Annotated in this window: 22 protein-coding genes; 13 read left to right on the top strand and 9 right to left on the bottom strand. The window is 64.6% G+C overall.

The annotated features are described in order from the left end of the window. Positions 1–14: 14 nt before the first annotated feature. Positions 15–1133, bottom strand: coding sequence for a branched-chain amino acid ABC transporter substrate-binding protein (locus N0B28_RS20070; RefSeq protein WP_043862608.1), 1119 nt, complete (start codon positions 1131–1133; stop codon positions 15–17). 355 nt (positions 1134–1488) lie between these two features. Between N0B28_RS20070 and N0B28_RS20065 the strand changes: the two genes are divergently transcribed. Further along, on the top strand, positions 1489–1794 hold the full coding sequence (locus N0B28_RS20065) for a DUF2288 domain-containing protein (RefSeq protein ID WP_275728301.1): 306 nt from the start codon (positions 1489–1491) through the stop codon (positions 1792–1794). A 204-nt stretch (positions 1795–1998) separates the two neighbouring features. Here N0B28_RS20065 and N0B28_RS20060 read toward each other — a convergent pair whose 3' ends face one another. Continuing rightward, complete coding sequence (locus N0B28_RS20060) at positions 1999–4185, bottom strand: hypothetical protein (protein WP_054914724.1); 2187 nt, start codon at positions 4183–4185, stop codon at positions 1999–2001. 198 nt (positions 4186–4383) lie between these two features. Here N0B28_RS20060 and N0B28_RS20055 point away from each other — a divergent pair, with 198 nt between their 5' ends. After that, on the top strand, positions 4384–5271 hold the full coding sequence (locus tag N0B28_RS20055) for an NAD(P)-dependent oxidoreductase (RefSeq protein ID WP_043862605.1): 888 nt from the start codon (positions 4384–4386) through the stop codon (positions 5269–5271). Here N0B28_RS20055 and N0B28_RS20050 read toward each other — a convergent pair. Then, complete coding sequence (locus N0B28_RS20050; protein ID WP_275728298.1) at positions 5171–7423, bottom strand: EAL domain-containing protein; 2253 nt, start codon at positions 7421–7423, stop codon at positions 5171–5173. The genes N0B28_RS20055 and N0B28_RS20050 overlap by 101 nt on opposite strands. Before the next feature lie 214 nt (positions 7424–7637). Then, positions 7638–10484 carry an RNA polymerase-associated protein RapA gene (rapA, locus tag N0B28_RS20045; protein WP_054914722.1) on the bottom strand — a complete coding sequence of 949 codons (2847 nt, stop codon included), beginning with the start codon at positions 10482–10484 and terminating at the stop codon, positions 7638–7640. Positions 10485–10600: 116 nt separating this feature from the next. Here rapA and N0B28_RS20040 point away from each other — a divergent pair, with 116 nt between their 5' ends. Next, entirely contained in the window at positions 10601–11299 is a 699-nt protein-coding gene (locus N0B28_RS20040; protein WP_058540983.1) for a hypothetical protein, read from the top strand. Between the two features lie 6 nt (positions 11300–11305). Here N0B28_RS20040 and N0B28_RS20035 read toward each other — a convergent pair whose 3' ends face one another. After that, the gene (locus N0B28_RS20035; RefSeq protein ID WP_078480545.1) at positions 11306–11920 is read right to left on the bottom strand and encodes a hypothetical protein; all 615 of its coding nucleotides are present in this window, start codon (positions 11918–11920) and stop codon (positions 11306–11308) included. A 152-nt stretch (positions 11921–12072) separates the two neighbouring features. Here N0B28_RS20035 and N0B28_RS20030 point away from each other — a divergent pair, with 152 nt between their 5' ends. The 7 genes from N0B28_RS20030 to N0B28_RS20000 all read left to right on the top strand — a co-directional run bounded on the left by N0B28_RS20030 (position 12073) and on the right by N0B28_RS20000 (position 16651). Next, positions 12073–12402, top strand: a complete 330-nt coding sequence (locus N0B28_RS20030; RefSeq protein WP_043862600.1) for a hypothetical protein — start codon at positions 12073–12075, stop codon at positions 12400–12402. 70 nt (positions 12403–12472) lie between these two features. Continuing rightward, on the top strand, positions 12473–12634 hold the full coding sequence (locus N0B28_RS20025) for a hypothetical protein (RefSeq protein ID WP_088513942.1): 162 nt from the start codon (positions 12473–12475) through the stop codon (positions 12632–12634). A gap of 133 nt (positions 12635–12767) precedes the next feature. Next, complete coding sequence (gene ccoM / locus N0B28_RS20020; protein ID WP_043862641.1) at positions 12768–12884, top strand: cytochrome c oxidase subunit CcoM; 117 nt, start codon at positions 12768–12770, stop codon at positions 12882–12884. 243 nt (positions 12885–13127) lie between these two features. After that, on the top strand, positions 13128–15116 hold the full coding sequence (locus N0B28_RS20015; protein WP_043862599.1) for an FUSC family protein: 1989 nt from the start codon (positions 13128–13130) through the stop codon (positions 15114–15116). Continuing rightward, positions 15103–15309 carry a DUF1656 domain-containing protein gene (locus N0B28_RS20010; protein ID WP_043862598.1) on the top strand — a complete coding sequence of 69 codons (207 nt, stop codon included), beginning with the start codon at positions 15103–15105 and terminating at the stop codon, positions 15307–15309. Before N0B28_RS20015 ends, N0B28_RS20010 begins: the two co-directional genes overlap by 14 nt. 11 nt (positions 15310–15320) lie before the next feature. After that, on the top strand, positions 15321–16178 hold the full coding sequence (locus N0B28_RS20005) for an HlyD family secretion protein (RefSeq protein WP_054914719.1): 858 nt from the start codon (positions 15321–15323) through the stop codon (positions 16176–16178). 53 nt (positions 16179–16231) lie between these two features. Next, positions 16232–16651: a DUF4375 domain-containing protein gene (locus N0B28_RS20000; RefSeq protein ID WP_058540986.1), complete on the top strand. Its 420-nt coding sequence runs from the start codon at positions 16232–16234 to the stop codon at positions 16649–16651. Positions 16652–16655: 4 nt separating this feature from the next. On the opposite strand, the gene N0B28_RS19995 is transcribed toward N0B28_RS20000, so the two are convergent. Then, positions 16656–17414, bottom strand: a complete 759-nt coding sequence (locus tag N0B28_RS19995) for an SDR family oxidoreductase (RefSeq protein ID WP_275728292.1) — start codon at positions 17412–17414, stop codon at positions 16656–16658. Positions 17415–17528: 114 nt separating this feature from the next. Here N0B28_RS19995 and N0B28_RS19990 point away from each other — a divergent pair, with 114 nt between their 5' ends. Continuing rightward, positions 17529–18446, top strand: a complete 918-nt coding sequence (locus N0B28_RS19990; RefSeq protein ID WP_058540987.1) for a LysR family transcriptional regulator — start codon at positions 17529–17531, stop codon at positions 18444–18446. On the opposite strand, the gene N0B28_RS19985 is transcribed toward N0B28_RS19990, so the two are convergent. Beyond that, the gene (locus N0B28_RS19985; protein WP_043862593.1) at positions 18385–19599 is read right to left on the bottom strand and encodes an ATP-binding protein; all 1215 of its coding nucleotides are present in this window, start codon (positions 19597–19599) and stop codon (positions 18385–18387) included. The genes N0B28_RS19990 and N0B28_RS19985 overlap by 62 nt on opposite strands. Before the next feature lie 192 nt (positions 19600–19791). Here N0B28_RS19985 and N0B28_RS19980 point away from each other — a divergent pair, with 192 nt between their 5' ends. After that, a complete protein-coding gene (locus N0B28_RS19980) occupies positions 19792–20115 on the top strand; it encodes a DUF2025 family protein (RefSeq protein ID WP_043862592.1) in 324 nt (107 codons plus the stop codon). Positions 20116–20186: 71 nt separating this feature from the next. On the opposite strand, the gene N0B28_RS19975 is transcribed toward N0B28_RS19980, so the two are convergent. After that, complete coding sequence (locus N0B28_RS19975; RefSeq protein WP_078480541.1) at positions 20187–21263, bottom strand: diguanylate cyclase; 1077 nt, start codon at positions 21261–21263, stop codon at positions 20187–20189. 154 nt (positions 21264–21417) lie between these two features. Between N0B28_RS19975 and N0B28_RS19970 the strand changes: the two genes are divergently transcribed. Next, positions 21418–22485 carry an MBL fold metallo-hydrolase gene (locus tag N0B28_RS19970; RefSeq protein ID WP_275728286.1) on the top strand — a complete coding sequence of 356 codons (1068 nt, stop codon included), beginning with the start codon at positions 21418–21420 and terminating at the stop codon, positions 22483–22485. On the opposite strand, the gene N0B28_RS19965 is transcribed toward N0B28_RS19970, so the two are convergent. After that, a complete protein-coding gene (locus N0B28_RS19965; protein WP_043862589.1) occupies positions 22482–23384 on the bottom strand; it encodes a formate/nitrite transporter family protein in 903 nt (300 codons plus the stop codon). The genes N0B28_RS19970 and N0B28_RS19965 overlap by 4 nt on opposite strands. Positions 23385–23437: the final 53 nt, after the last annotated feature.

Genomic DNA, 23437 nt, shown 5'->3' with positions numbered 1-23437 from the left:
ATGGAGTGACGGGATTACTGAGGGGAAACTTCGGTTTTAGGTTTGCCGAAATGCCATTCGTAGACGACGAACTTGAAGTCCTTCAGGTCGCCGTTCTTGTCATAGGACAAGTCGCCGGTAGGGGTCTTGAAGGTGCCGGTGTGCAGGGCCTGTGCGACCTTGTCGGTGTCTTCGCTCTTGGCCGCCTTGATGCCTTCGGCGATCAGTTCCACCGCCGAGTAGGCCGGGAACACGAACGGACCGCTCGGGTCCTTGCCGTCAGCCTTGATGGCGTCGACGATGGCCTTGTTCGCAGGGTCGGCGTCGAACGACTTGGGCAGGGTTACCAGCAGGCCTTCGGAAGCGCCCTGGGCGATCTGCGAGATCGAGTCGTTGCCCACGCCCTCTGGGCCCATGAACTTGGCCTTCAGGCCTTTTTCCTGAGCCTGGCGCAGGATCAGGCCCAGCTCTGGGTGGTAGCCGCCGTAGTACACGAAGTCGACGTTGGCTTGCTTGAGCTTCTGGATGATCGAGGAGAAGTCCTTGTCGCCGGCGTTCAGGCCTTCGAACACGGCAACCTTGGTGCCTTTGCCTTCCAGGGTCTGCTTGACCGCGGTGGCGATGCCTTCACCGTACTGCTGCTTGTCGTGCAGTACCGCAACCACCTTGGGCTTGACGTGGTCGGCGATGTAGTTGCCGGCGGCCGGGCCCTGGGCGCTGTCCAGGCCGATGGTACGGAAGATCAGCTTGTAGCCGCGGGAGGTGATTTCCGGGCTGGTGGCAGCCGGGGTGATCATGATCACGCCTTCATCTTCATAGATGTCGGACGCTGGTTGAGTGGAGCTGGAGCACAGGTGGCCGACCACGAACTTGACGCCATCGTTGACCACTTTGTTGGCGACTGCCACGGCCTGTTTAGGATCGCAGGCGTCGTCGTATTCCTTGGCTTCGAGCATCTTGCCGTCAACGCCGCCCTTGGCGTTGATGTCCTTGATGGCCTGTTTTGCACCGATGAACTGCATGTCACCGTATTGAGTAACCGGACCGGTCTTCGGGCCGGCGATGCCGATCTTGATGGTATCGGCGGCAACTGCATGGCTGGCAACCCCGGCCAGAACCATTGCGGCGAACAGCTTGGAAATCTGCTTACTCATAGTGCTCCACTCATTCTGTTGTAATTTTTATAGTCCTGGTGCCCAGGGCTACGGACCGGGATACCGTGACGGCCACGCCGTCCCGCCTCTCCCGTGTTCCCCCGCAAAATGCCCTGGCAACTGTACCGGTACAGTGTAGAGCGCCGCTTGATCGATTGAAAAGCGGGCTTTTCGGGGCAAAATCCGGGGGTGTCGCCTAATCGACAGAAAGTTACATAAAGGCGCCGCCAATTTGCCAGCATGCTGCGGCGGGGCGTGATCTTCATGGCCTTGTCGATCAATTACTTATTTGAAACTGGGTTTTTCTGCAAAAATAGCGACCTTTCAGTGGTCGAATTATTTCTGGTAGGAACCCATGACAGATCAACCAAGCACCCTCTATGCCAAATTGCTCGGCGAGACTGCAATCATCGAGTGGAAAGCGCTGGAGCGTTTTTGGGCCAAGGGTGACCTGATTTGGGTCGACCCGTCGCTGGACCTGATCGAGGTGGCGTCGGCAATGGCCAAAAACCGCAGTGAAACCGTGGAAAAATGGCGAAATGATGGCACGGTCGTGCCGGTGACTGCCGAGCAGGCGCTAGACCTTTCGCACACGATTGCGCCGATCTGGGCAGTGGTGGTTTCGCCGTTTATCGTGATTCAGAAAAAGTCCGCGCCCTGATCTGGTGCGCAAAAACGAACAGCCGGAAGATTTTGGTGCGCGAGGGCGTTCAGGCGGGGTGGTTGTTGGTAACAGTGGGGCAGGGGTTCAAAAAACGCGGTAACAGTTCTTGCCTCATCGCGGGTCAAGCCCGCTCCCACAGGTTGGTGGAGACCTTGGTGGGAGCGGGCTTGACCCGCGATGGCCGCAAAGGCGCCGCGCAGATTACTCGTAGTCTGTCTTGCCCGTATGGCTGTTGAGCGAAATCACCCGCGTCTTGCCGATGCGGTGACGGTAGATCTCGCGCAGGTACTTCACCGCCTTCTTCACGCACTCGCGTGACAGGCGGATATCGTTGATCGACACGAACTTGCTCTTGTCGTTGATCAGCTCGCGGTACTTCTTCTCGTACATCGGCTTGATCGCGTACCAGTTGGTATCGAGGATCTTGGCCGGGTTCTCGAACTCGTTGAGCAGGTCGTCGATACGGTCCTCGTCGAACTCCTCACGGGTGATGAAGTCGAGGATGGCGTTGTCCAGCGTGTCGTCGAAACGGTACGGGGTGCGCGCGAAACAGCGCTTGATGAACGCCACGATCAGGGTCAGGAAGTCGTCCGAAAGGCACGGGCTCTTGGCGATCAGGGTGGTCAGCGACAGGTTGGCCGAGGCGCCGATCACCAGCGCGTAGCGCTTGAGCGTGGTGTTGGGGAACAGGCTGTTGAGGTGGGTCTTGAGCCGGTTCAGGTCCATGTACGAGAGCTTGTAGTCCTTGGGCAGGGACACGATCGACACCACCGACGAGCAGTTCTTGAAGAAGTGCAGGTCATGCAGCGCCGCGGCGTCGTAGCCGGAGGTCTTGTACTGCTCCAGGGCCGCGCGATAGCGCTTGGACTCGATCGGCAGCAGGCTGATGCCCTCGATCGCCTGGGTCACCTTGTTGAAGTGCGGCAGGTCGATGGAGCGGAAGAACAGGTCGTCGATGTTGAGCTGCGGCTTCTCTTTCTCGAACACCTTGAACTTGTCGTTGCCTGGTGTCGGCTGCTCGGGCACTACCGATTCGGCGTAGGCGATGGCCACCGGGCCGGCCAGGCTCATGAACAGGTCGTTGGCATCCAGGCGGATGGTCTCGCCGATGTCGATGCCCGCGCGCCGGAAGTAGTTCTGGTCGTAGTCGGTGGTCACCGCCTGGGCGGTGAGGATGTTGAAGATCTGCTGCGAGATGTACTGGTTGGCGTGCTTCTCCATGGCATTGACGTCAATGTCCTGGATGTTGCCGTCATCGTTCTCCTCGGCATAGCGCATGATGTCGTTGGAGATCAGCATCATCGCGTTCCACGGACGGATACGCCCCATCACGCTGGCTTCGCTGCTGTCCTCGTTGTCGAAGTTGTACGAGAAGTCCCATTCCTCCGACAGGTACTTGCACAGCAGGCGGCCGGCGTTGATGTGCAGTGCCTCGGACATCTCGCTGCGGTGGTCGGAGATGTTCGGCAGCACGCAGATGCCGCTGGTGAAGATCGGCTCGAAGACGAAGGAGTGCCCGCTCTTGGTGTCGTTCTCGTCGGCCGGCTTGGTGTCGAACGTCTTGTTCATGTACGAGAACTGCTGGGCCAGGCCGAACTCCGAAGCCATGCCCGAGCCGGTACCGCCACCGGCGCTGAAGATGTAGAAGTACAGGCGCGACTGGTTGGCCTTGATGCCGCACGAGTCGATCAGGTACGAGTGGATCAGCTTCCAGTCGGCACTGGAGAAGCGCTGGGTTTCCTTGTTGAGGATGATCTTGGCCAGGTACTGGCCCAGGATCGGCGCGTTGCCGGCGCCGCCCGCATGCACCTCGGACAGGTCCATGATCTTCATCTTGCTGTAGTCGCGCAGAAAGCCGCTCTTCTCGCCCTTGCGCGAAAAACGGATGCGCCCGGCGATGTCCTTGTCCAGGTCGCCCAGCATCACCAGCGGTTCCACCAGGAACACCGGCTTGGCGCCCTTGTTCTGCACCAGGCGCAGGTTGTTGCGGATCCAGCGGCCCGGGCTGTAGGGCTGCTCGCCGGCGTGGCGGTCTTCGTTGTTGAATTCGTTGAGGTAGAAGGTGCGGGCGTTGTACACCAGCTCCGCCACATCCAGGGCAATGTTCGAACCGCAACGACCCAGGCCGATCAGGCACACCGAAGGGAACTGCTGGTCCAGGCGCAACTGGGTGTCATCTTCGACATGCACACTGGGCGGGAACACCAGGTCGCGCAGGCCGTCGAGGTTGTCCAGGATGCGCTGGATATCGGTCTCGGTGTAATACAGGTACTGCTGCGGCGTAGCCGCGCGCGGGCTGTAGTATTCTCGAGGCGCCGGGGCGGTGAGCGCGGTGGAGGATGACATCAGCTCGGAAACCGCGGTGGCAGAAGTATTCTTTGAGGTCATTTTGCGCCATTTGCCTGGGTGGACGGCTGGTAAAAGTCGATATCATCGAGCCATCACGGGATAAGTTTCGCGACTGTATCAGTGCGCCTTTGGCGTGAGCGATAGGGTCCTGCCCTATAACCCTCTAAGGGTTTTCCTGTCACGTCTGAGAACTGAATCGTCCGCATCGCCAACTTCTTTAATTTGCCAGGAGCTGTCATGAGCATTGCACTACCTTCGCTGGGGTTCGCCGGTATCGGTCTGATGGGATTGCCCATGTGTCGGCGCCTGCTGGCGGCCGGTTTTCCGTTGACCGTATGGAACCGTTCATCGGACAAGTGCGCACCACTGGTGGCCGCCGGGGCGAGCCAGGCGAACAGCCCGGCAGAGCTCTGCGCGGCGGCGGACGTGGTGATGCTGTGCCTGGCCGACACCCAGGTGGTGCACGAGGTGGTATTCGGTGACGACGGTATCGCCGCAGGCGGCGCGGCCGGGCAGCTGCTGGTGGATTTTTCCAGCCTGGAGCCCGGCGCCACGCGGCAAATGGCCGCACAGCTGAGGCAGGCCTGCGGCATGCACTGGCTGGATGCACCGGTGTCGGGCGGCACCCCGGGCGCCGAGGCCGGCAGCCTGGCGATCATGGTCGGCGGCGAGGCGGCCGATCTTGAGCGGGTGCGCCCGGTGCTCCAGGTGCTGGGGCAGCGGGTCACACACATGGGTGCGGTGGGGGCAGGGCAGGTGACCAAGGCCTGCAACCAGATGATCGTGGCCTGTAACGCACTGGTGATTGCCGAGGTGGTGGCCCTGGCCGAACAGTCAGGGGTGGATGCCAGCCTGATCGCCGAAGCCCTGGCGGGCGGTTTCGCCGATTCCAGGCCGCTGCAGATCCTGGCCCCGCAAATGGCCGAGCAGCGTTACGAGCCGGTGAAGTGGCACGTGCGCACCTTGCTCAAGGACCTGGATACGGCGGTCAAGTTTTCCCGCGAGCAGGGCTCGGCCACCCCGATCAGCGGCCTGGCGGCGCAGCTGATGCGCTTGCACGGCAGCCAGGGTTACCTGGAAAAGGATCCCGCAACCCTGGTCGAGCTGTTTCGCCGCAAGCCATAGGCAGGTCGCTGCACTGGTTGAGGCTGCCGAGCACCGCGTGCAGCTCGCCCATCGGTACCGGGCGGCTGAACAGGTAGCCCTGCAGAAAGTCGCAGCCCTGCTGGCGCAGGAACTGGTACTGCTCGACGGTTTCCACTCCCTCGGTCACCACCTTCAGGTGCAGGGTGTGGGCCATGATGATGATGGCCTGCACGATGTCCATGTCCTGCTCGGAGTGGGGGATGTCCTGGATGAACGAGCGGTCGATCTTCAGCGTGTCCAGCGGCAGGCGCTTGAGGTAGGCCAGCGATGAGTAGCCGGTGCCGAAGTCGTCGATCGAGAGTGAAACGCCCTTGGCCCGGATACGCTTGAGCAGGGCGATGGTGTTGTGGATGTTGCCCATCAGCGCGTTTTCGGTCACCTCCATTTCCAGGCGCCAGGCCGGCAGCCCCGCGCTGAACAGCGCATCTTCCACTTCGCTGACGAGTTCTTCGCGGCCCAGGGTCAGCGCCGAGCAGTTGACGGTGACCTTGAGTTGGTCGAAGCCATGGCGGCTCAACTGCGCCAGGTCCTGGCAGGCGCGGCGCAACACCCACAGGTCGAGCTCGCCGATCAGGCCGTTGGCTTCGGCAATGCCGATGAAGCGGTCGGGGCTGAGCAGGCCGTGCTGCGGGTGCTGCCAGCGGATCAGCGCTTCGAGCTTGGCCACCTGGCCGCTGGCCAGGTCGAAGATCGGCTGGTAGTGGATGCGCAGCCCGCGCTCTTCGAGCAGGGCCACGCGCAGCTCCTCCTCCAGTTGCAGCTCCAGGGTGGCGCGGGTTTTCAGGTTGCTGCTGAAGAAGTTAAGGTTGTTGCGCCCGCAGCCCTTGGACTGGTACAGGGCCAGGTCCGCGTGCTTGAGCAGCTCGTCGCAGCTTTCGCCGTCGTCGGGGAACACGCTGATGCCGATGCTGGTGGTCATCACCATGCGCCGGCCGCTCAGGTCGATCGGTTCCTTGACCTTGTGCATGATGCGCTGCGCCAGGTGGCGGGCCTCGTCGCGGTTGTGCAGGCCGATCAGAATGCAGAACTCGTCGCCGCCGAAGCTGGCCACCACGTCGTGGGTGCGGGTGGCGCTCTTGATCTGCGCGGCGATCACCTGCAGCAACTGGTCCCCCGCGTCATGGCCCAGGCTGTCGTTGATGCGCTTGAAGTGGTCGATGTCCAGGAACATCACCGCCAGCATGCCGCCGCTGGCCGCCTGTTCGGCCAGGCGCTCGGCGAACAGCTGGTTGAAACCGCGACGGTTGACCAGGTTGGTCAGTGCATCGTAGTGCGCCGCCTGTTGCAGCGAGACCCGTGCCTGGTCCAGCTGGCTGAGCAGCATGTTGACCCGGCGCAGGTCGTGCTCCTTGCTCTGCAGCTTCTTGTCCGACAGGGCGGCGCTGATGCAACTGGCGCTGATCAGCAGGGCGACGAAGGCGATGGCCAGGCTCAGGTGCAGGCTGTTGTCGGTGATCGGCAACTGCAGCGGCGCGTCCACGGGCAGTACCAGGGTCAAGGCCCACATGCCGGTGAAATGGGTAGCAATGATGCCGGTGGCCATCACCAGGCTGGCGACGTACCTGGGCCAGTTGCTCTGGGCCGGGCGGTAGCGGGTCAGCAGCAACGCCAGCAGGCTGACGCCGAAGGCGACCACCACCGAACTTGCCAGCAGGTCGGCGCGGTAGAACTGCGAGGCGTTGGAGCGCATGGCTGCCATGCCGGTGTAATGCATGGCGCCGATGCCCAGGCCGATGGCGATGGCCGCCAGCACATGCTGGTGCAGGCGCGGCTGGGGTGTGCCGAGCAGGTTCATCGCACTCCAGGCGGCGAGCAGCATCAGCAGCAGCGATACGGCCGTCAGGGCCAGGTCGTAGTGCACCTCGAGGGGGGCCTGGAAGGCGAGCATGCCGATGAAGTGCATGCCCCACACGCTGCAGGCCAGGCAGAAGGTGCCGAGCAGGCGCCATTGACGTTGGGCGGCGCTGTGCTCGGCATTGCCAACGCGTTCGATGATGTCGAAGGTGGCGAAACTGCCCGCGCAGGCGACCAGGTAGGCAAGTGCCACCAGGTAAGGGTTGTGCCGGCAATCGAGGAGCAATTGTCCGGTTGCGGGAAGTTCGGCGAGTACATGCAGCCCCTGCCACTCCATAGCATGCCTCTTGGTCCGGTGTGCACGCGGCCTCCAGCGGAGTGGAGACGGTTTTGGCTGAGTATAGGAAGAGAGCATTAACCCATCGGGATTAATGGCAGATTGACTTGTATGGATTGGAGATTGGGGCGATAGCGTTTGGTTCTAAAACCGAGTCGCGCCCTTCGCCGGCAAGCCGGCTCCTGCATCGATCGTGCAGGAGCCGGCCAGTGGGTCAGCCGGCGACCAGTACCCGAATTGCCTCAAGGCGCAGTGCGGCCTTCTCCAGCATCGCCAGGCCCTGCTCGCGTTGCGCACGCAAGGCCTGGATTTCGGTGTCGCGCACGGTCGGGTTGACCGCCTGCAACGCGGTCAGGCGCGCCAGTTCTTCATCGGTTTCGGCTGCCAGGCGGCGCTGCGCCTCGGCCACACGCTCGGCGTGGCGCGGCATGATCTTGGCCTCGCCGGCATTGATGCGCGGGGTCAGGACATCGCGCTGGGCCTGGATGAACTTGTTGGCGCTGGCCTTGGGCACGCTTTCGAGCTGGTCGTTGAGGGTCTCGAACGACACCCGCGCCGCCAGGTCGTTGCCGTTGGTGTCGAGCAGGCAGCGCAGCGCTGCCGGCGGCAGGTAGCGGCCCAGTTGCAGGGCGCGCGGGGCGACCACTTCGCTGACGTACAGCAGTTCGAGCAGCACGGTGCCCGGCTTGAGCGCCTTGTTCTTGATCAGCGCCACCGCGGTATTGCCCATCGAGCCGCTGAGCACCAGGTCCATGCCGCCCTGCACCATGGGGTGTTCCCAGGTGATGAACTGCATGTCCTCGCGCGACAGCGCCTGGTTGCGGTCGTAGGTGATGGTCACGCCTTCGTCGTCGCCCAGCGGGAAGCTGGCGTCGAGCATCTTCTCGCTCGGCTTGAGGATCAGGGCGTTTTCCGAGTGGTCCTCGCTGTCGATACCGAAGGCGTCGAACAGGGTTTCCATGTAGATCGGCAGGGCGAACTGGTCGTCCTGCTCGAGGATCGCCTCCACCAGCGCCTGGCCTTCGCCGGCACCACCGGAGTTGAGCTCCAGCAGGCGGTCGCGGCCGCTGTGCAGCTCCGACTCCAGGCGCTGGCGCTCGGCGCAGGCTTCGTTGACCAGCGCTTCCCACTCGCCGTCGTCGCCGCTTTCCAGCAGCGGCAGCAGGCGCGGGCCGAACTGGTGCTGCAGGGCGTTGCCGGTAGGGCAGGTATTGAGGAAGGCATTGAGTGCCTGGTGATACCACTGGAACAGGCGCTCCTGCGGGCTGTTCTGCAGGTGCGGCACATGCAGCTCGATGGTGTGCTTCTGGCCGATACGGTCCAGGCGGCCGATGCGCTGTTCCAGCAGGTCGGGGTGGGCCGGCAGGTCGAACAGCACCAGGTGGTGGGCGAACTGGAAGTTGCGGCCTTCGCTGCCGATTTCCGAGCAGATCAGCACCTGCGCGCCGAACTCTTCGTCGGCAAAGTAGGCGGCGGCGCGGTCGCGCTCCAGGATGCTCATGCCCTCATGGAACACCGTGGCCGGAATGCCCGAGCGCACGCGCAGGGCGTCTTCCAGGTCCATCGCGGTTTCGGCGTGGGCGCAGATCACCAGCACCTTGACCCGCTTGAGCATCTTGAGGGTGTCGATCAGCCATTCGACCCGTGGGTCGAAGCGCCACCAGCGGCTCTCTTCGTCGCTGTCGCCCTGGGCCTGGAAGCTGACTTCCGGGTACAGGTCGGCATGCTCGCCCACCGGCAGTTCCATGTACTCGTCGGGGCACGGCAGCGGGTAGGCGTGCAGCTGGCGCTGCGGGAAGCCCTGCACCGCGGCGCGGGTGTTGCGAAACAGCACGCGGCCGGTGCCGTGGCGGTCCAGCAGCTCGCGGATCAGGCGTGCGCTGGCCTGGGTGTCGCCATCGTTGACTGCGGCCAGCAGCGCCTCGCCTTCGGCACCCAGGAAGCCCTGGATGGTGGCGTGGGCCTTGGGCGACAGGCGGCCTTCATCGAGCAGCTCCTGCACCGCCTCGGCCACCGGGCGATAGTTGTCGCTCTCGGCGCGGAATGCGGCCAGGTCGTGGAAACGGTTGGGGTCGAGCAGGCGCAGGCGTGCGAAGTGGCTGTCCTGGCCCAGTTGCTCGGGGGTGGCGGTCAGCAGCAGTACGCCGGGGATGACCTCGGCCAGTTGCTCGACCAGCGCGTACTCCGGGCTGACCTGGTCTTCGTGCCACACCAGGTGGTGCGCCTCGTCGACCACCAGCAGGTCCCAGCCGGCGGCGAACAGCGCGTCCTGGGCCTTTTCATCCTCGGTCAGCCACTCCAGCGCCACCAGCGCCAGTTGCGCATCCTCGAACGGGTTGCTGGCATCGCTTTCGATGAAGCGCTCGGCGTCGAACAGAGCCACCTGCAGGTTGAAACGGCGGCGCATTTCCACCAGCCACTGGTGCTGCAGGTTCTCCGGCACCAGGATCAGCACGCGGCTGGCGCGACCCGTGAGCAGCTGGCGATGGATCACCAGGCCGGCTTCGATGGTCTTGCCCAGGCCCACTTCGTCGGCCAGCAGTACGCGCGGGGCGATACGGTCGGCCACTTCGCGGGCAATGTGCAACTGGTGGGCGATCGGCTGGGCACGGGTGCCGCCCAGGCCCCACAGCGACGACTGCAACTGGCGGCTGGTGTGTTCCAGGGTGTTGTAGCGCAGCGAGAACCACGCCAGCGGGTCGATCTGCCCGGCGAACAGGCGGTCGCTGGCCAGGCGGAACTGGATGAAGTTCGACAGCTGGGTTTCAGGCAGGGTGCAGGCCTGGTTCTGGGCATCGAGGCCGTGGTAGACCATCAGGCCGTCGATGACCTCGACTTCGCGCACGGTCAGCTTCCAGCCTTCGAAGTGGGTGATCTGGTCGCCCGGCGAGAAACGCACGCGGGTCAGGGGCGCATTGCGCAGGGAGTACTGGCGGGTGTCGCCAGTGGCCGGGTAGAGCACGGTCAACAAGCGGCCGTCCTGTGCCAGAACGGTCCCTAGACCCAGCTCGGCTTCGCTGTCGCTGATCCAGCGTTGCCCCGGTTGATACTGCTGCGCCATACTGCCTGACTCCCGCCATTCAAAAGGCGACTATCTTAACGGATAGGGCTGCACAGACCAAAGCGTCTGGCGATTTCATCGACGAAAGCCGTCTTTGCCACCACAGGCCTCGACCCATGCTCCGACACCCTCTGCTGTCCCTCCCGTTACGCCACTGCATCGTACTGGCCAGCCTGGCCTCGCTCGGCGCCTGCGACCAGCAGGGTTTCGAACTGCTGCCACCACTGGAGCCCCCGGCGCTGGCGGCGCTGGGCGTGCAGGTGCCGGTGCAGAACGTGCACTTTCGCGACCGCGACGGCGAGGCGGTGCTGGTACTCAGCCGCCTGGACGACCAGGTCAGCGACGAGGAAACCCAGCAGGAGGTCGACCGGGTGGTGCTCACCGCCACCCTGTATGGCCGCAGCCACGACGCCCAAACCTACAAGGCGCGCTGGACCATCGAGAATGAAACCACCTGCCCGGGGCTGGACCTGGACGTGGGCTTCTATACCGACGTCAGCGGCGCCAGCGACCTGAACAACGATGGTGTGGCCGAGCTGACCGTTGCCAGCCATTCCTTTTGCGGCGGCGGTGTCGACCCGCAGGACCTGCATGTGGAACTGCGCGAAGGGGCCGCCAGCTACGTGATCAACGGCCAGTCGCTGATCGCCCCGGAAGGCGAGGATGCCTTTGGTGGTGAACGCGAAGACGGCCCCACCCTCAAGGACGCACCGCCGGTGCTGCGCGAACACCTGGAGAAGGTCTGGAACAGCGTGCTCAAGCGCCCGTGGAGCGAAGCGGCGCCCGAACCGGACGATGACGACCCCGATCAGTAGGGCACGTCAGTAGGTGGCGACGGGGACTTCCACCGTATAGCGGTGCTGCGGGTTGCGTGTGTCGGTCAGGGTGTAGCGGCTCATCGAGCCGTTGTCGTTGGCCATCGGCTGGGTATCGATGTCGACGGTGAACGTCTGGCCACCGGTGTGCAGCGTGCCCTGAGGTGTGATTCGCGCATCGGCCGGGACGAGCAGGCCCCCCAGGTGGCCGTAGCCATTTTCATCGAAGTGATAGTCGACCAGGGCGTCGCGTCGTTGCAGGGCGAACACCTCGGGCAGGTAGGGCCGGTGGTCGATGTTCCAGTCATTGCGCAGGTCGCTCACCCAGACGCCCGGCAGGTCGAAACGGTGGCGCAGCAGGCGGTCTTCAAGCGGCACGCTGACCACCTCCAGGCAACACACGGTCTGCTTGCGCTGCTCGTCCAGCACGGCCATGCGCGTGCCGCGGGCAACCACTGCCGGCAGCATGGCGAATGCCATGTTCTCTTCGACATACCCGGCATCGGCCGCCGTGGCGAGGTTGCGCCAGCCACCGAACAGCACCGGAGCCGGGTCGGCCATGGCCGCAAGGCCGGCCGTGGCCAGGCCGATACTCGCCAGGAGGCGATAGGGGATGCGCATCGTAGGCTCCTGCCTTAATAGGGCGAAAAACGGGAAGCGCAGCGTACTATACTCAGGCACACCCCTGGCTGTGACGGGTGCCACACTTTTGCCATCGGCGCTCAAGGCTGCCGTTTGGCAGCCGACACATTGGCGACAGGAGAACAACAACCATGCTGCCGCCCATCATTCCCCTCAGTGCCGCCCCGGTCACCACGCAACACGACCCGGTCAAGCAGCCGCCGACCATCGCCCCCGTGGTGCCGGCCCAGCCCAGCGCCACCGACAGCAATATCGATTTCAAGAAGCGCGACCCGCAGGAGTCGGGGGTACTGCTGCGTGACGAGCAGCGCCGCCGCCAGGGCAAACGCCGCAAGGCCCCGGACGAAGAGCTGTACCAGGCCCTGCCGGGCGACGAGGTCAACGCCGACAACACTGTGCCGGTGGCGCCGTTGATGGGCGAACAGCCGCGCCAGGGCCTGCTGGTGGACATCGAAGTCTGAGCGGGGCTGTTCAGTGCGGGCGCGAGCCCTCATCATGGCGACTTCCGCAGTCCGTTCCACGAGCCTGAACATGAGCCAAGACGACAACCTGATCGATTTCGGCGCCGAGCGCGCCCGTCGCGTGCACGACCTCAAGGAAAAGCGCCTGAACGAAGTGCGTCAGGCGTTCGAGCAGGCAATGCCCCTGGGCAAGGGCAAGAAAAAGCCCAAGGGCAAGCCGAAGAAGCGCTGATTCTTGATGCAGGTCAACCCTGCACCCGCCTCGCGCGTCCGTTGATGGGCGCCATTGACCTCGGTCAATTTCCTCTCCCGCCCCATTCGCTACTGTTACCCCATCAGACAGGTGCAGGCGAATGGAGGCCGATATGTTCTTCGATAATGTGGTTATCGCTGGCGTTGTGACAGTCGGCCTGATGCTGCTGTTTTTCGCAGGCCTGGGTATTTTCATCTGGAAGGACTCGAACAAGCGCAAGCAGGGCTGATCCTTTCCGATACATGAGCACGCAAGGCATTTAGGGCAACTTCGGTTGCCCATTTTTTTTGCCTGGAATTTAGGGTGGCAGTACCGGGGCCTGCCGGGATGGGCCCTGTAGGCACCGGCCTTGCCGGCGCGGGAAGGCAGAAAAATTCTGGACTATAAGTAGTTAGCTAGCTAATAATTCGCATCTGACCTTTCCCGCGTATCTGTGTCTATCTTTACTTCATCGCTTCCCAAGGTTCGATCCGTGCCCATCACTCTGCAGGCCCTGCTGGCGCCCAACCGACTCGCTGTGCAATTTGCCGTGAAAACCCTGCTTGGCGGCGGGTTGGCGCTGTGGCTGGCGTTGCGCTGGGGGCTGGAGCAACCGGCCTGGGCGTTGATGACGGCTTTCATCGTGGCCCAGCCGCTGTCGGGCATGGTGCTGCAGAAGGGCCTGGCACGGCTGTTCGGCACGCTGGTCGGCACGATCATGTCAGTGGTGTTCATGGGCCTGTTCGCCCAGACGCCGTGGCTTTTTCTGCTGGCGCTGGCCCTGTGGCTGGCGCTGTGCACGGCCTGCTCGACCCTGCTGCGCAGCGCCTGGGCGTATTCCTTCGTGCTGGCCGGCTACACCGTGGCGATCATCGCCTTGCCGGCCATCAATCACCCACTGCTGGTGTTCGACCAGGCGGTGGCACGCTGCACCGAGATCAGCCTGGGCATCATCTGCGCCACCTTGGTCAGCGCCTTGCTCTGGCCGATGCGGGTCGAGCAGCAGCTCAGCGGGCAGGCTCGCCAGGCCTGGCAAAGCGGCCTGCAGGCGGCCAGTGCGACCCTGACCGGCGAGGAGCAGGGGCGCAAGGGCCTTCTGGAGATTCTGGGGCGCATCGTCGCGGTGGATGCCCAGCGCGAACACGCCTGGTTCGAAGGCAGCCTGGGTCGCCAGCGTGCCCGGGCTATTCGCGGGCTCAGCCAGAAGCTGCTGATCCTGTTGCGCATCGCCCGTTCTGTACGCCGTCAGTGGCGCCAGCTCGACGACGAACAGGCGCAGCACATGGCCCCGTGGCTGAGCGAGGTGCAGGCCGCCCTGGCCGAGCCCGATCAGGCCGCACTGCTGGTGCTGCGCCAGCGCGTTTGGGATGCCGCCCATGACGAGCACAACAGCCCCGCGCAGCATTACTGCCTGGCGCGTCTGACCCTGCTGCTGGACAACGCCATGGCGGCGACCCTGGCCCTGCGCGCGGTGGAGGAGGGCAAGGCACCAGCCGACCTGCCCGACAGCCTGGCGGTGCACCGCGACGTGCCGCTGGCACTGCTGTTTGGCTCGCGCAGTGCGCTGGCGTTCCTGGCCATGGCCAGCTTCTGGCTGGCCACCGCCTGGTCGGCGGCGCCCGGCGGCCTGGTGCTCACCTGCGTGGTGTGCAGCCTGTTCGCCAGTCGCGAGAACGGCGCGCAGATCGGCATGAGTTTCTTGCGCGGCATCCTGCTGGCGGTGCCCGTGGCGTTCTTCGTCGGGCAGATCCTGCTGCCGCAGTGGAGCGGTTTCGCCTTGCTGTGCATGGGCATGGGGGTGCCGCTGTTCCTGGGCGCGCTGGGTATGGCCAACCCGAAAATCGGCGCCACAGCCACTTCGTACTGCCTGCACTTCATCGTGCTGGTGGCACCGCTCAATACCATGACGTTCGATGTGGCCAACTTTCTCAACAGTGCCCAGGCCATGCTGCTGGGGGTGGGCGCAGCGGTGCTGGCGTTCAAGCTGCTGGTGTTGCGCAACCCGGCATGGCACGGCCGGCGCCTGCGCGCCGCCACCCAGAACGACCTGGTACGCCTGACCCGGCGCGACCTGCGCGGCGCCGAAACCTGGTTTGGCGGGCGCATGGCCGACCGCCTGCTGCAGCTGGCGCGCCATTACACCGCGCTGCCCGAGCAGGAGCGCGGCCACTGGGACGATGGCCTGCACGGGCTGGACATCGGCGACGAACTGCTGCACCTGCGCATGTGCCTGGCGGTGGCCCAGGTGCCACCGGACGCGGCGCAGCGCGCGTATTTCCAGCAGCTGGAAAACGTGCTGGCACAGGGCCCGGGTGCCGGGCGCGGGCAGCGCCTGGATGCTGCCAGCGAAGCCTTCATCGCGGCGTTGCAGCAACGCCCCGACAGCGACCCGCTGCGTCTTGCCGTGGGCGCGGTACTGCAACTTCGACACAGCTGGGCCAAGTGGTGCCGGCGACAGGAGGAACTCCATGGGGTTGCGTGAGTGGGCAATGGGCGGGGTACTGCTCAGCCCGTTTCTGATCTATGCGGTGCTGGCGCTGCTGCTGACCTTCGCGGTGCGGCTGCTGCTGCGTCTGACCCCGCTGGGGCGCTGGGTGTGGCATGAAGCCCTGTTCGACACTGCACTGTTCGTTTGTATTCTGGCCCTGGTCACCCGCGTACTGGGGCCCCTGTAAGGAGTTTGACCATGCGTACCTATGTGCGTGTTGCCGTAACCCTGTGCCTGGTGGTGGTGGCGGTGTTCGCCGGCCTCGAACTGTGGCGCTACTACATGCTCACCCCCTGGACCCGCGACGCGAAGATCCGCGCCGACGTGGTGATCGTCGCCCCGGATGTGTCGGGCTGGGTGCGCGAGCTCAAGGTGCACGACAACCAGGAGGTCAAGGCGGGGGACTTGCTGATGTCCATCGACAAGGACCGCTTCGAGGCCGCGCTGGATAAAGCCAATGCCGTGGCCGAGACCCGCCAGCAGCAACTGCGCCTGCGCGAACACGAGGCCTCGCGCCGCGCTGCACTGGGCCCGCAGGCGATCAGCGCCGAGCTGCGCGAAAACGCCCAGATCAACGCCGCCGTGGCCCGTGGCGAGCTGCGCCAGGCCCTGGCCGAGGTCAAGGTGGCCGCGCTCAACCTGGCGCGCAGCCAGGTCAAGGCACCGCGGGACGGGCACATCACCAACCTGCGCCTGGCCGAGGGCAATTATGTGAATGCCGGGCAGCCGGTGATGGCGCTGGTGGACGACTCGACCTTCTATGTGCAGGCCTATTTCGAAGAAACCAAGCTGCCGCGCATCAAGGTCGGTGCGCCGGTCAAGGTGTGGCTGATGAGCGCCGGCGAGCCGATGCAGGGCCATGTGCAGAGCATCAGCCGCGGCATCACCGATCGCAACGCCACCCCCGACAGCCAGTTGCTGGCCGAAGTGGAACCGACCTTCAACTGGGTGCGCCTGGCCCAGCGCATTCCGGTGCGCATCCGGCTCGACGAGGTGCCGGCGGGGGTCAACCTCAGTGCAGGCATGACCGCCAGCGTGCAGGTGCGCGAGGACTGAGGCGGCGCCTATAATCGCGCCCATCGATTCGGCACGTGGGCGAGGGAACGTACATGAGCATCACCAACAGTCCCACCTGGGCGCAACTCGAAGCACGCTGGGGTCACGGTTTCGACACCTTGCTGGCGCAGGAGCAGGAAGCCATCGCGCTGTGGTGGCTGGAGGCCGAAACCATGAACGGGCGGCTGGACCAGTATTTCTGGAACAGTGCCGGCGACCAGGCCCTGATCGCCTTGCGCGGCCTGCATGCCCTGCACATGCCGGTCACTGCCAAGGCGTTCGGTGATGCCCTGGCGCTGTTCGGCCCGCACTACCCCGAGCGTCGTGACGCGCGCATGGAGGTGCTCGAGGCGCTTGAGGCAGCGCACGGCGAGGACCTGTTCGAGGCCCCGTCGCGATTGATCCAGGACCTGCCCGAGGACTTCGTGCAGGCCGCGCTGGACCGCCTCACCGAGCTGTACAGGCACCTCTGAGGTTTCACAGGAACATCCCGCCCGACACCTCCACCCGCTGGCCGTTGATCCAGCTGCCACCGTCGCCGAGCAGCACAGCCACCGCCGCGCCGATATCATCCGGCAGGCCCACGCGGCCCAGGGCAGTGTTGCTGGCGATAAAGCCGTTCACCTGGTCATTGTCGCGCACCACACCGCCACCAAAGTCGGTCTCGATGGCACCGGGGGCCAGGATGTTCACGCGAATGCCACGCGCACCGAGCTCCTTGGCCTGGTAGCGGGTCAGCACCTCCATTGCCCCCTTCATCGCCGCGTAGGCGGCAAAGCCGGGCAGGGCGAAGCGGGTCAGCCCGGTGGAGATATTGACGATGCGGCCCTGGTCGGCAAGCAGCGGCAGCAGCCGCTGGGTGAGAAAGAACGGGCCCTTGAGCTGGATGTTGAGCAGGGTATCGAACTGCGCTTCGGTGGTTTCGCTGAAGCTTGCGTTGATGCCGATGCCGGCGTTGTTCACCAGAAAGTCGAACTGTCGACGGCCGAAGGTACGCTGCAAGGTGTCATCGAGGGTGGCGGCGAACGCCTCGAAGCTGGCGCTGTTGCTCACGTCCAGTTGCAACATGGCGGCGCGCACGCCTTTTTGCTCAAGCTCGGCCACCAGCGCGTGGGCCTCGTCGGCCTTGCTGTGGTAGGTGCCGATGATGTCGATGCCCTGGGCTGCCAGGTGCAACGCGGTGTTCCTGCCCAGGCCACGGCTGGCGCCGGTAATCAGTGCGATCTTGCGGGTCATGGTCGGTTCCTCGGGGTGGCTTAAGTCGAGCACAGTCTATTGGTCGCTCCGGTACTGATAAATCCGCTGGATTCGGAAATACTGTTCGGCAGGGTCGAACAATGGAGGGGCTGGATGAACACGCTGGAGCTGTTGCGCACCTTTGTGCGGGTTGCCGAACTGTCGAGCTTCACCCTGGCCGGGGAGAGCCTGGGGCTGCCGCGTTCTACCGTCTCGGAACAGGTGCGCCTGCTCGAGAGGCACCTGGGCACGCGCCTGCTCAACCGCACCACGCGGCGTGTACAGGCCACCCAGGATGGCCTGCAACTGTACGAGCGTAGCAAAGACCTGCTGTCGCGAATGGACGAGCTCGAGGGGCTGTTTCGGCCCGACCCGGCCCAGTTGCACGGTCGCCTGCGCATCGACCTGCCGACGCTGATGGCACGGCGCATCATCCTGCCGGCCTTGCCGGCGTTCATGCAGCAGCACCCGGGGCTGGCGCTGGAGATCAGTTGCACCGATCGCCAGGTCGACCTGGTGCGCGAGGGGTTCGACTGCGTGCTGCGCATCGGTGCGCTCAGCGACCTTGCGCTGGTCGCCCGGCCCCTGGGCAGCCTGCGCATGGTCAACTGCGCCAGCCCTGCCTACCTGCAGCGCATGGGGGTGCCGACACGGCTGGAGGCCCTGCGTGACCACCAGTTGATCCACTACGTACAGAACCTGGGGGCGCGCTGCCCGGGGTTCGAGTACCGACAGGGCGCCACGACGCGGTATCAGCCCATGGGCGGTGCGGTCACGGTGAACAATACCGATGCCTACGAAAGCGCCTGCCTGGCCGGGTTGGGCATCATCCAGGCGCCCTTTGCCGGTGTGCGCGAGTACCTGGAGAGCGGGCAACTGGTCAGCGTGCTGGACCAGCAGGTGCCCGAGCCGATGCCGGTGTCATTGCTGTTCGCTCGGCAGGTGCACCTGCCGTTGCGGGTGGCGGCGTTCATGGGGTGGCTGGAGCAGGTTCTGGCGGGGCAACTCGATCCAGTGGCAGGCGCAGGCTGAACAGCGTGCCGGCCTCGCGGCTGGACACCACTTCCATGCGCCCGCCATGGGCCAGGGCAATCTGGTTGGCGATGTACAGGCCCAGCCCCAGGCCGCTTTGCGGGGTGCCGTCGAGCGGGCGCGAAAACGGCTGGAACAGTTGCGCCATCACCGCCGGGGCAATCGGCGCGCCCTGGTTGTGCACGCCCAGGGTGAACACCTGCTGCTCGATACGCGCCGATACATCTACCGGGCTGTTGGCGTCGCCATGGTTCAGGGCGTTGGCCAGCAGGTTGGAGAGCAGCTGGGTGATCCGCTCGCGGTCGCAGCACATGCCGCTGAGGTCATCGATATGCAGGCGTATCACCCGCTGCGGGTAGACCCGTTGCAGCTCGGAGGCCACCTGACGCAGGGCGGTGTCCAGGTCGGGGCAGGGCTGGATGTTCACCATGATGCCGTTGCCCAGGCGCCCGCGGGCGAAGTCCAGCACATCGCGCACCAGTTCGGTGGCACGGCGTCCGGAGGCGAGGATGTGCTCGGCGATGGTTCGCGAGCGTGCATCGCCCAGGCGCTTGACCAGCAGCTCGGCGCCGGCGGTGATGGCGAACAGCGGGTTGCGCAGGTCGTGGCCGAGCACCGCGATGAACTGTTCGCGCAGCTCGGCGATGGCCAGCTCCTTCTTCAGCGCCGCCTCGGTCTGCTGGGCGGCTTCCTCGCTCTCGATCTGGATCGTCAACAGCCGCGCGAAGGACTCCATCATCGGCTGGATGGCACTGCCGGTGAGGGCGGCCGGGGCCGGATCGAGCGCGCAGATGGTGCCGAAAAAGCTGCCGTTGGTACGGAACACCGGCACCGAGATATAGCTTTCGAAGCGGTACAGGCGCGGGGTGGGGTGGTGGCAGTAGCGGGCGTCCTCGCTGGCCTTGTCGATCACGATGGTCTGGTGGCTGCCGCGAATCTCGTGGCATAGCGTGGTGGCCACGTCCAGCTCGCCGCCCACTCCCAGGCCAAAGCCCAGGTTGTCGAGCACGGCGCAGGCGGTCCAGTTGTTCTCGGTGACACGGGCCACGGCCGCAAAGCGCATGCCGGTGGTTTCGCAGATCACCTGGAGGATGGCCGGCACGGCGTTGATCCGCGCAATCGTGGCAAGGTCGGCGGTGATGGCAGTACTCATGGAACGTCCACGTGGCTGGCGGCAAGGTGAGGATGTCTGGCAGTTTAGCGAAAAAAAGGGTGTCAGGCGCAGGCGGGTTTTTAGTAACCTCTGCCTGTCGAGCTTCTCCGTCAGAGAGGGCCGCAGACGACCCGCCCCGCGTGCCAATTCCATTCACCCCGCATCTTCGACGATGCTCCAGTGAGGTTTGACATGCACATCACTTCCCAGGATATCTGCGCCGCGGCCGACCAGCTCAAGGGCTTCGTAGGCTTCAACCACAAGCTGGGCCGGCATATCGTGCGCTTCAGCGAAGACTCGTTCGGCATGGACGTGGCCGACGACAGCATCATCCCCAGCCATGAATTCGTGTGGCAGGCGAGCGGCGGCGAGGTGATGACCTTGCGCCGCGAACTGATCGAGGTGCTGCTGGCGCAGAATGTCGACGAGCGGTTGAACATCACCGAGCCGTTGCGGGTGTACCTGCGTCGCAACGACCTGCCGGAGATCGCGGCCCAGCGCCGCTTGCGGGCGTGACACAGGGCCGCAAGCCCTAGCTGCAGGAGCCGGCCATGCCGGCGAAGGCGCCGGAACGTGGTGCCTGCATTTCAGTCCGGGTAGGCCAGGCGCAGCGGCACCACCTCGCCGCGGGCCACATTGACCTTGTTGCGGCCACTCTGCTTGGCCGCATACAGCGCCTTGTCCGCCTCGTTCAGCCACACCATGGAGTCTGCGAAGCCTGGCTGGAAGCTGGCCAGGCCGATGCTCAGGCTGATGCGCAATTGCGGGAGCTGCTCGTTGCGGTACTCGTTGACCCGCTGGCGCAGGCGCTCCATGACCTGGCTGGCATGCTCCAGGCTGCACCCGGGCAGGATCACGCCGAATTCATCCCCGCCGTAGCGCCCCGGCACGTCGTCCTCGCGCAGGTTGCGCTTGAGCTCGACGCTCAGCTGGCGCAGCACGCAGTCACCCACCACATGGCCATACACATCGTTGATGGTCTTGAAGTGGTCGATGTCGATGATCGCGATCACGGCCTGGGCCGGGGCCTGCTGGCACAGCTGAAAGCGCAGTTGCAGCAGGTCTTTCCATGAGCCGTGGTTGAACAGGCCGGTGAGGCTGTCGGTGCGGCTCAGCGCACTGAGGCTGCGCTTGTGCTCGGCCAGCTTGATCGCCAGGCGGTAGCACACCCAGCCCAGCGCCAGCGGATAGAGGGTCAGCATCGGCAGGCAGGCGTACACCTGCACGGTGCTGACCTCCAGTTGCAGGCTCGGCCCGAACAGCGCCACCGCCGCCACCATGCCCAGCCCCATGGCCAGCAGCCCTTGCACAAACAGGCGCTGACCACCGGCGGCGACGTTGTTCATGCCCATCATGGCCAGGATGGTGACGCTGATCAGCGGGTTGAACTGCACGGTGCCGGCCCAGAAGCCGCCCATCAGCGAGTCGACCATCAGGTTGCGCTGTTCGGCGCGATAGGGGGCTTGCGAGCGCAGGCCGAGCTGGTAGGCCAGGTGCGGCCAGCCCAGGCCGTTGAATACCAGCAGCGCTACGACCCAGTACGGCAGCTGCAGGGGCAGCACGCCGGAGAGCACGCTGAACAGGCCGATACCCGAGCCGATGATACGCGGCAGGTAAATTCTTCTGACAAATGATAATCCCTTGCCGTTGCTGATTTGAGTCATGATTTGCCGATCTGCCTGACGCCGTTCATCGCATAATTTGCGTGAATATTGTTGAACAAAGCCGGGCTGTTCAAGAATGGCCTTGCAGGCCATTTCACAGTTGGTACGGGCAATGGGCATGCACCTGAAACGGTTAGTCGGAGTATTTGCATTCATGGCTTCCCTTGCAGCACAAGCCACCGAAACCCCCGTGCAGCCTTCGCTGCAGCAGGACGGGCGGTACCGCAACCAGGCCCAGTTGCCCCGCGACGGGGTGCTGAAAAAACTGCGCATCGGTTTCAAGTTCCTGTTTCTGAGCAAGCCGGCCGACACCCGGCCAACCCTGCCGATACCGGTGCACCCCCTGAGCCAGGCCCAGGTGCTGGCCGCGCCGAACCGCAGCCTGTGGCGCCTGGGCCATTCCACGGTGCTGCTCAAGCTGCGCGATCGTTTCTTCATCACCGACCCGGTGTTCGCCGAGCGCGCCTCGCCGGTGCAGTGGGCCGGCCCGCAGCGCTTTCACCAGCCGCCGCTGGCGCTGGAGCAACTGCCGCCGATCACGGCGGTGATACTGTCCCACGACCATTACGACCATCTGGATGAACGGGCGGTGCTGGCCGTGGCCGAGCGCACCGAGGTATTCCTTGCCCCGCTTGGGGTGGGCGACACCCTGGTCGGGTGGGGCGTGCCTGCGGCCAAGGTGCGCCAGCTCGACTGGTGGCAGGCCACGGAGGTTGCGGGCATCCAGTTCGTCGCCACCCCGGCGCAGCACTTCTCCGGGCGCGGGCTGTTCGACAGCAACCGCACCCTGTGGGCGTCATGGGTGGTGCTCGATGAGGACCTGCGCCTGTTCTTCAGCGGCGATACAGGCTATTTCGAGGGCTTCAGGCAGATCGGCGAACGCTATGGGCCATTCGACGTGACCCTGATGGAAACCGGCGCCTACAACGTCAACTGGCCCAATGTGCACATGCAGCCCGAGCAGAGCCTGCAGGCGCACCTGGACCTGCGCGGGCGCTGGTTGCTGCCGATCCACAACGGCACCTTCGACCTGTCCACCCACGCCTGGCATGAACCCTTCGACCGCATCATGGCCCTGGCGGCCAACGCACGGGTACCGCTGAGCACCCCGCAGATGGGGGAGCGGGTCAGCCTGGTGCAACCGCAGCGGGGTACCGCGTGGTGGCTTCCACTGGAGCAACAGCAGGCCCAGGCGGCCGTGTTGGCCTCCGGGCAGCGTTAAGGTGCGTCGCTAGGGTCGCGCCGGCCGGGCAAGGGGCGCTCGCGGCCCTTGCTCAGGGTTTCATCGGGCAGGCCGGCGTCGCTGCGAATCTGCGCATGGCTGATCAGCGCGAAGATGAAGCTGCCGCCCACGATGTTGCCCGCCAGGGTCGGCGCGGCAAAGTGCAGCCAGAACTGCTGCCAGCTCACTTCCCCGGCCCACACCAGGTACGACACCTCGACCGAGCCAACCACGATATGGGTGAAGTCACCCAGCGCCATGAGATAGGTGATCAGCAGGATGATCCAGATCTTGGCGTTCTCCATCGACGGGATCATCCACACCATGGTCGCGATCATCCAGCCCGAGATGATGCCCTTGGCAAACATCTGGCCCACCTCGTTTTCCATGACCTTGCGCCCCACTTCAAGAAAGGCGAGATCGGTCTTGGTGTCGAAGATCGGCAGGTGCAGCATCACGTATGACACCAGCACGGTGCCCACCAGGTTGCCGAACAGCACCACGCCCCACAGGCGCAACAGGCGCCCCACATTGTTGAACGTGGGTTTGGTCATCACCGGCAGCACGGCGGTCAGGGTATTTTCGGTAAACAGTTGCTGGCGCGCGAGAATCACCGCCAGAAAGCCCGCCGAATAGCCCAGGCTGGCGATCACCTGGCTGCTGTCGCCCTCGGGCAGGCGGGAATAGAACAGCCCCATCGCCATCAGCGACAGGCCCATGCTCAAGCCGGCCGCCAGTGCCGACCACCACAGCGCCGCGATGGTGCGCTGCAGTTCCTTGTCGCCCTGGGCGCGGATGATCTCGTGGAGCACAGCGGCACGTGGCGGCTGGTTGTGGCTGACCTCCTGCTCTTCGTCCGCTGACAGGCCCGGGGTCTTGCCGCTTTTCTGCTCGTTCATGGGGGAGGTTTCCGTGGGGGGCTCTGAGTAAAGATCCGCCGCCGTTCAATTAG

It is taken from the genome of Pseudomonas sp. SD17-1, assembly GCF_029201585.1.
In the GTDB taxonomy this organism is placed as follows: domain Bacteria; phylum Pseudomonadota; class Gammaproteobacteria; order Pseudomonadales; family Pseudomonadaceae; genus Aquipseudomonas; species Aquipseudomonas palmensis.
The sequence above is the reverse complement of the archived record's forward strand: the minus strand, read 5'-3'. Positions and strand labels throughout refer to the sequence as shown.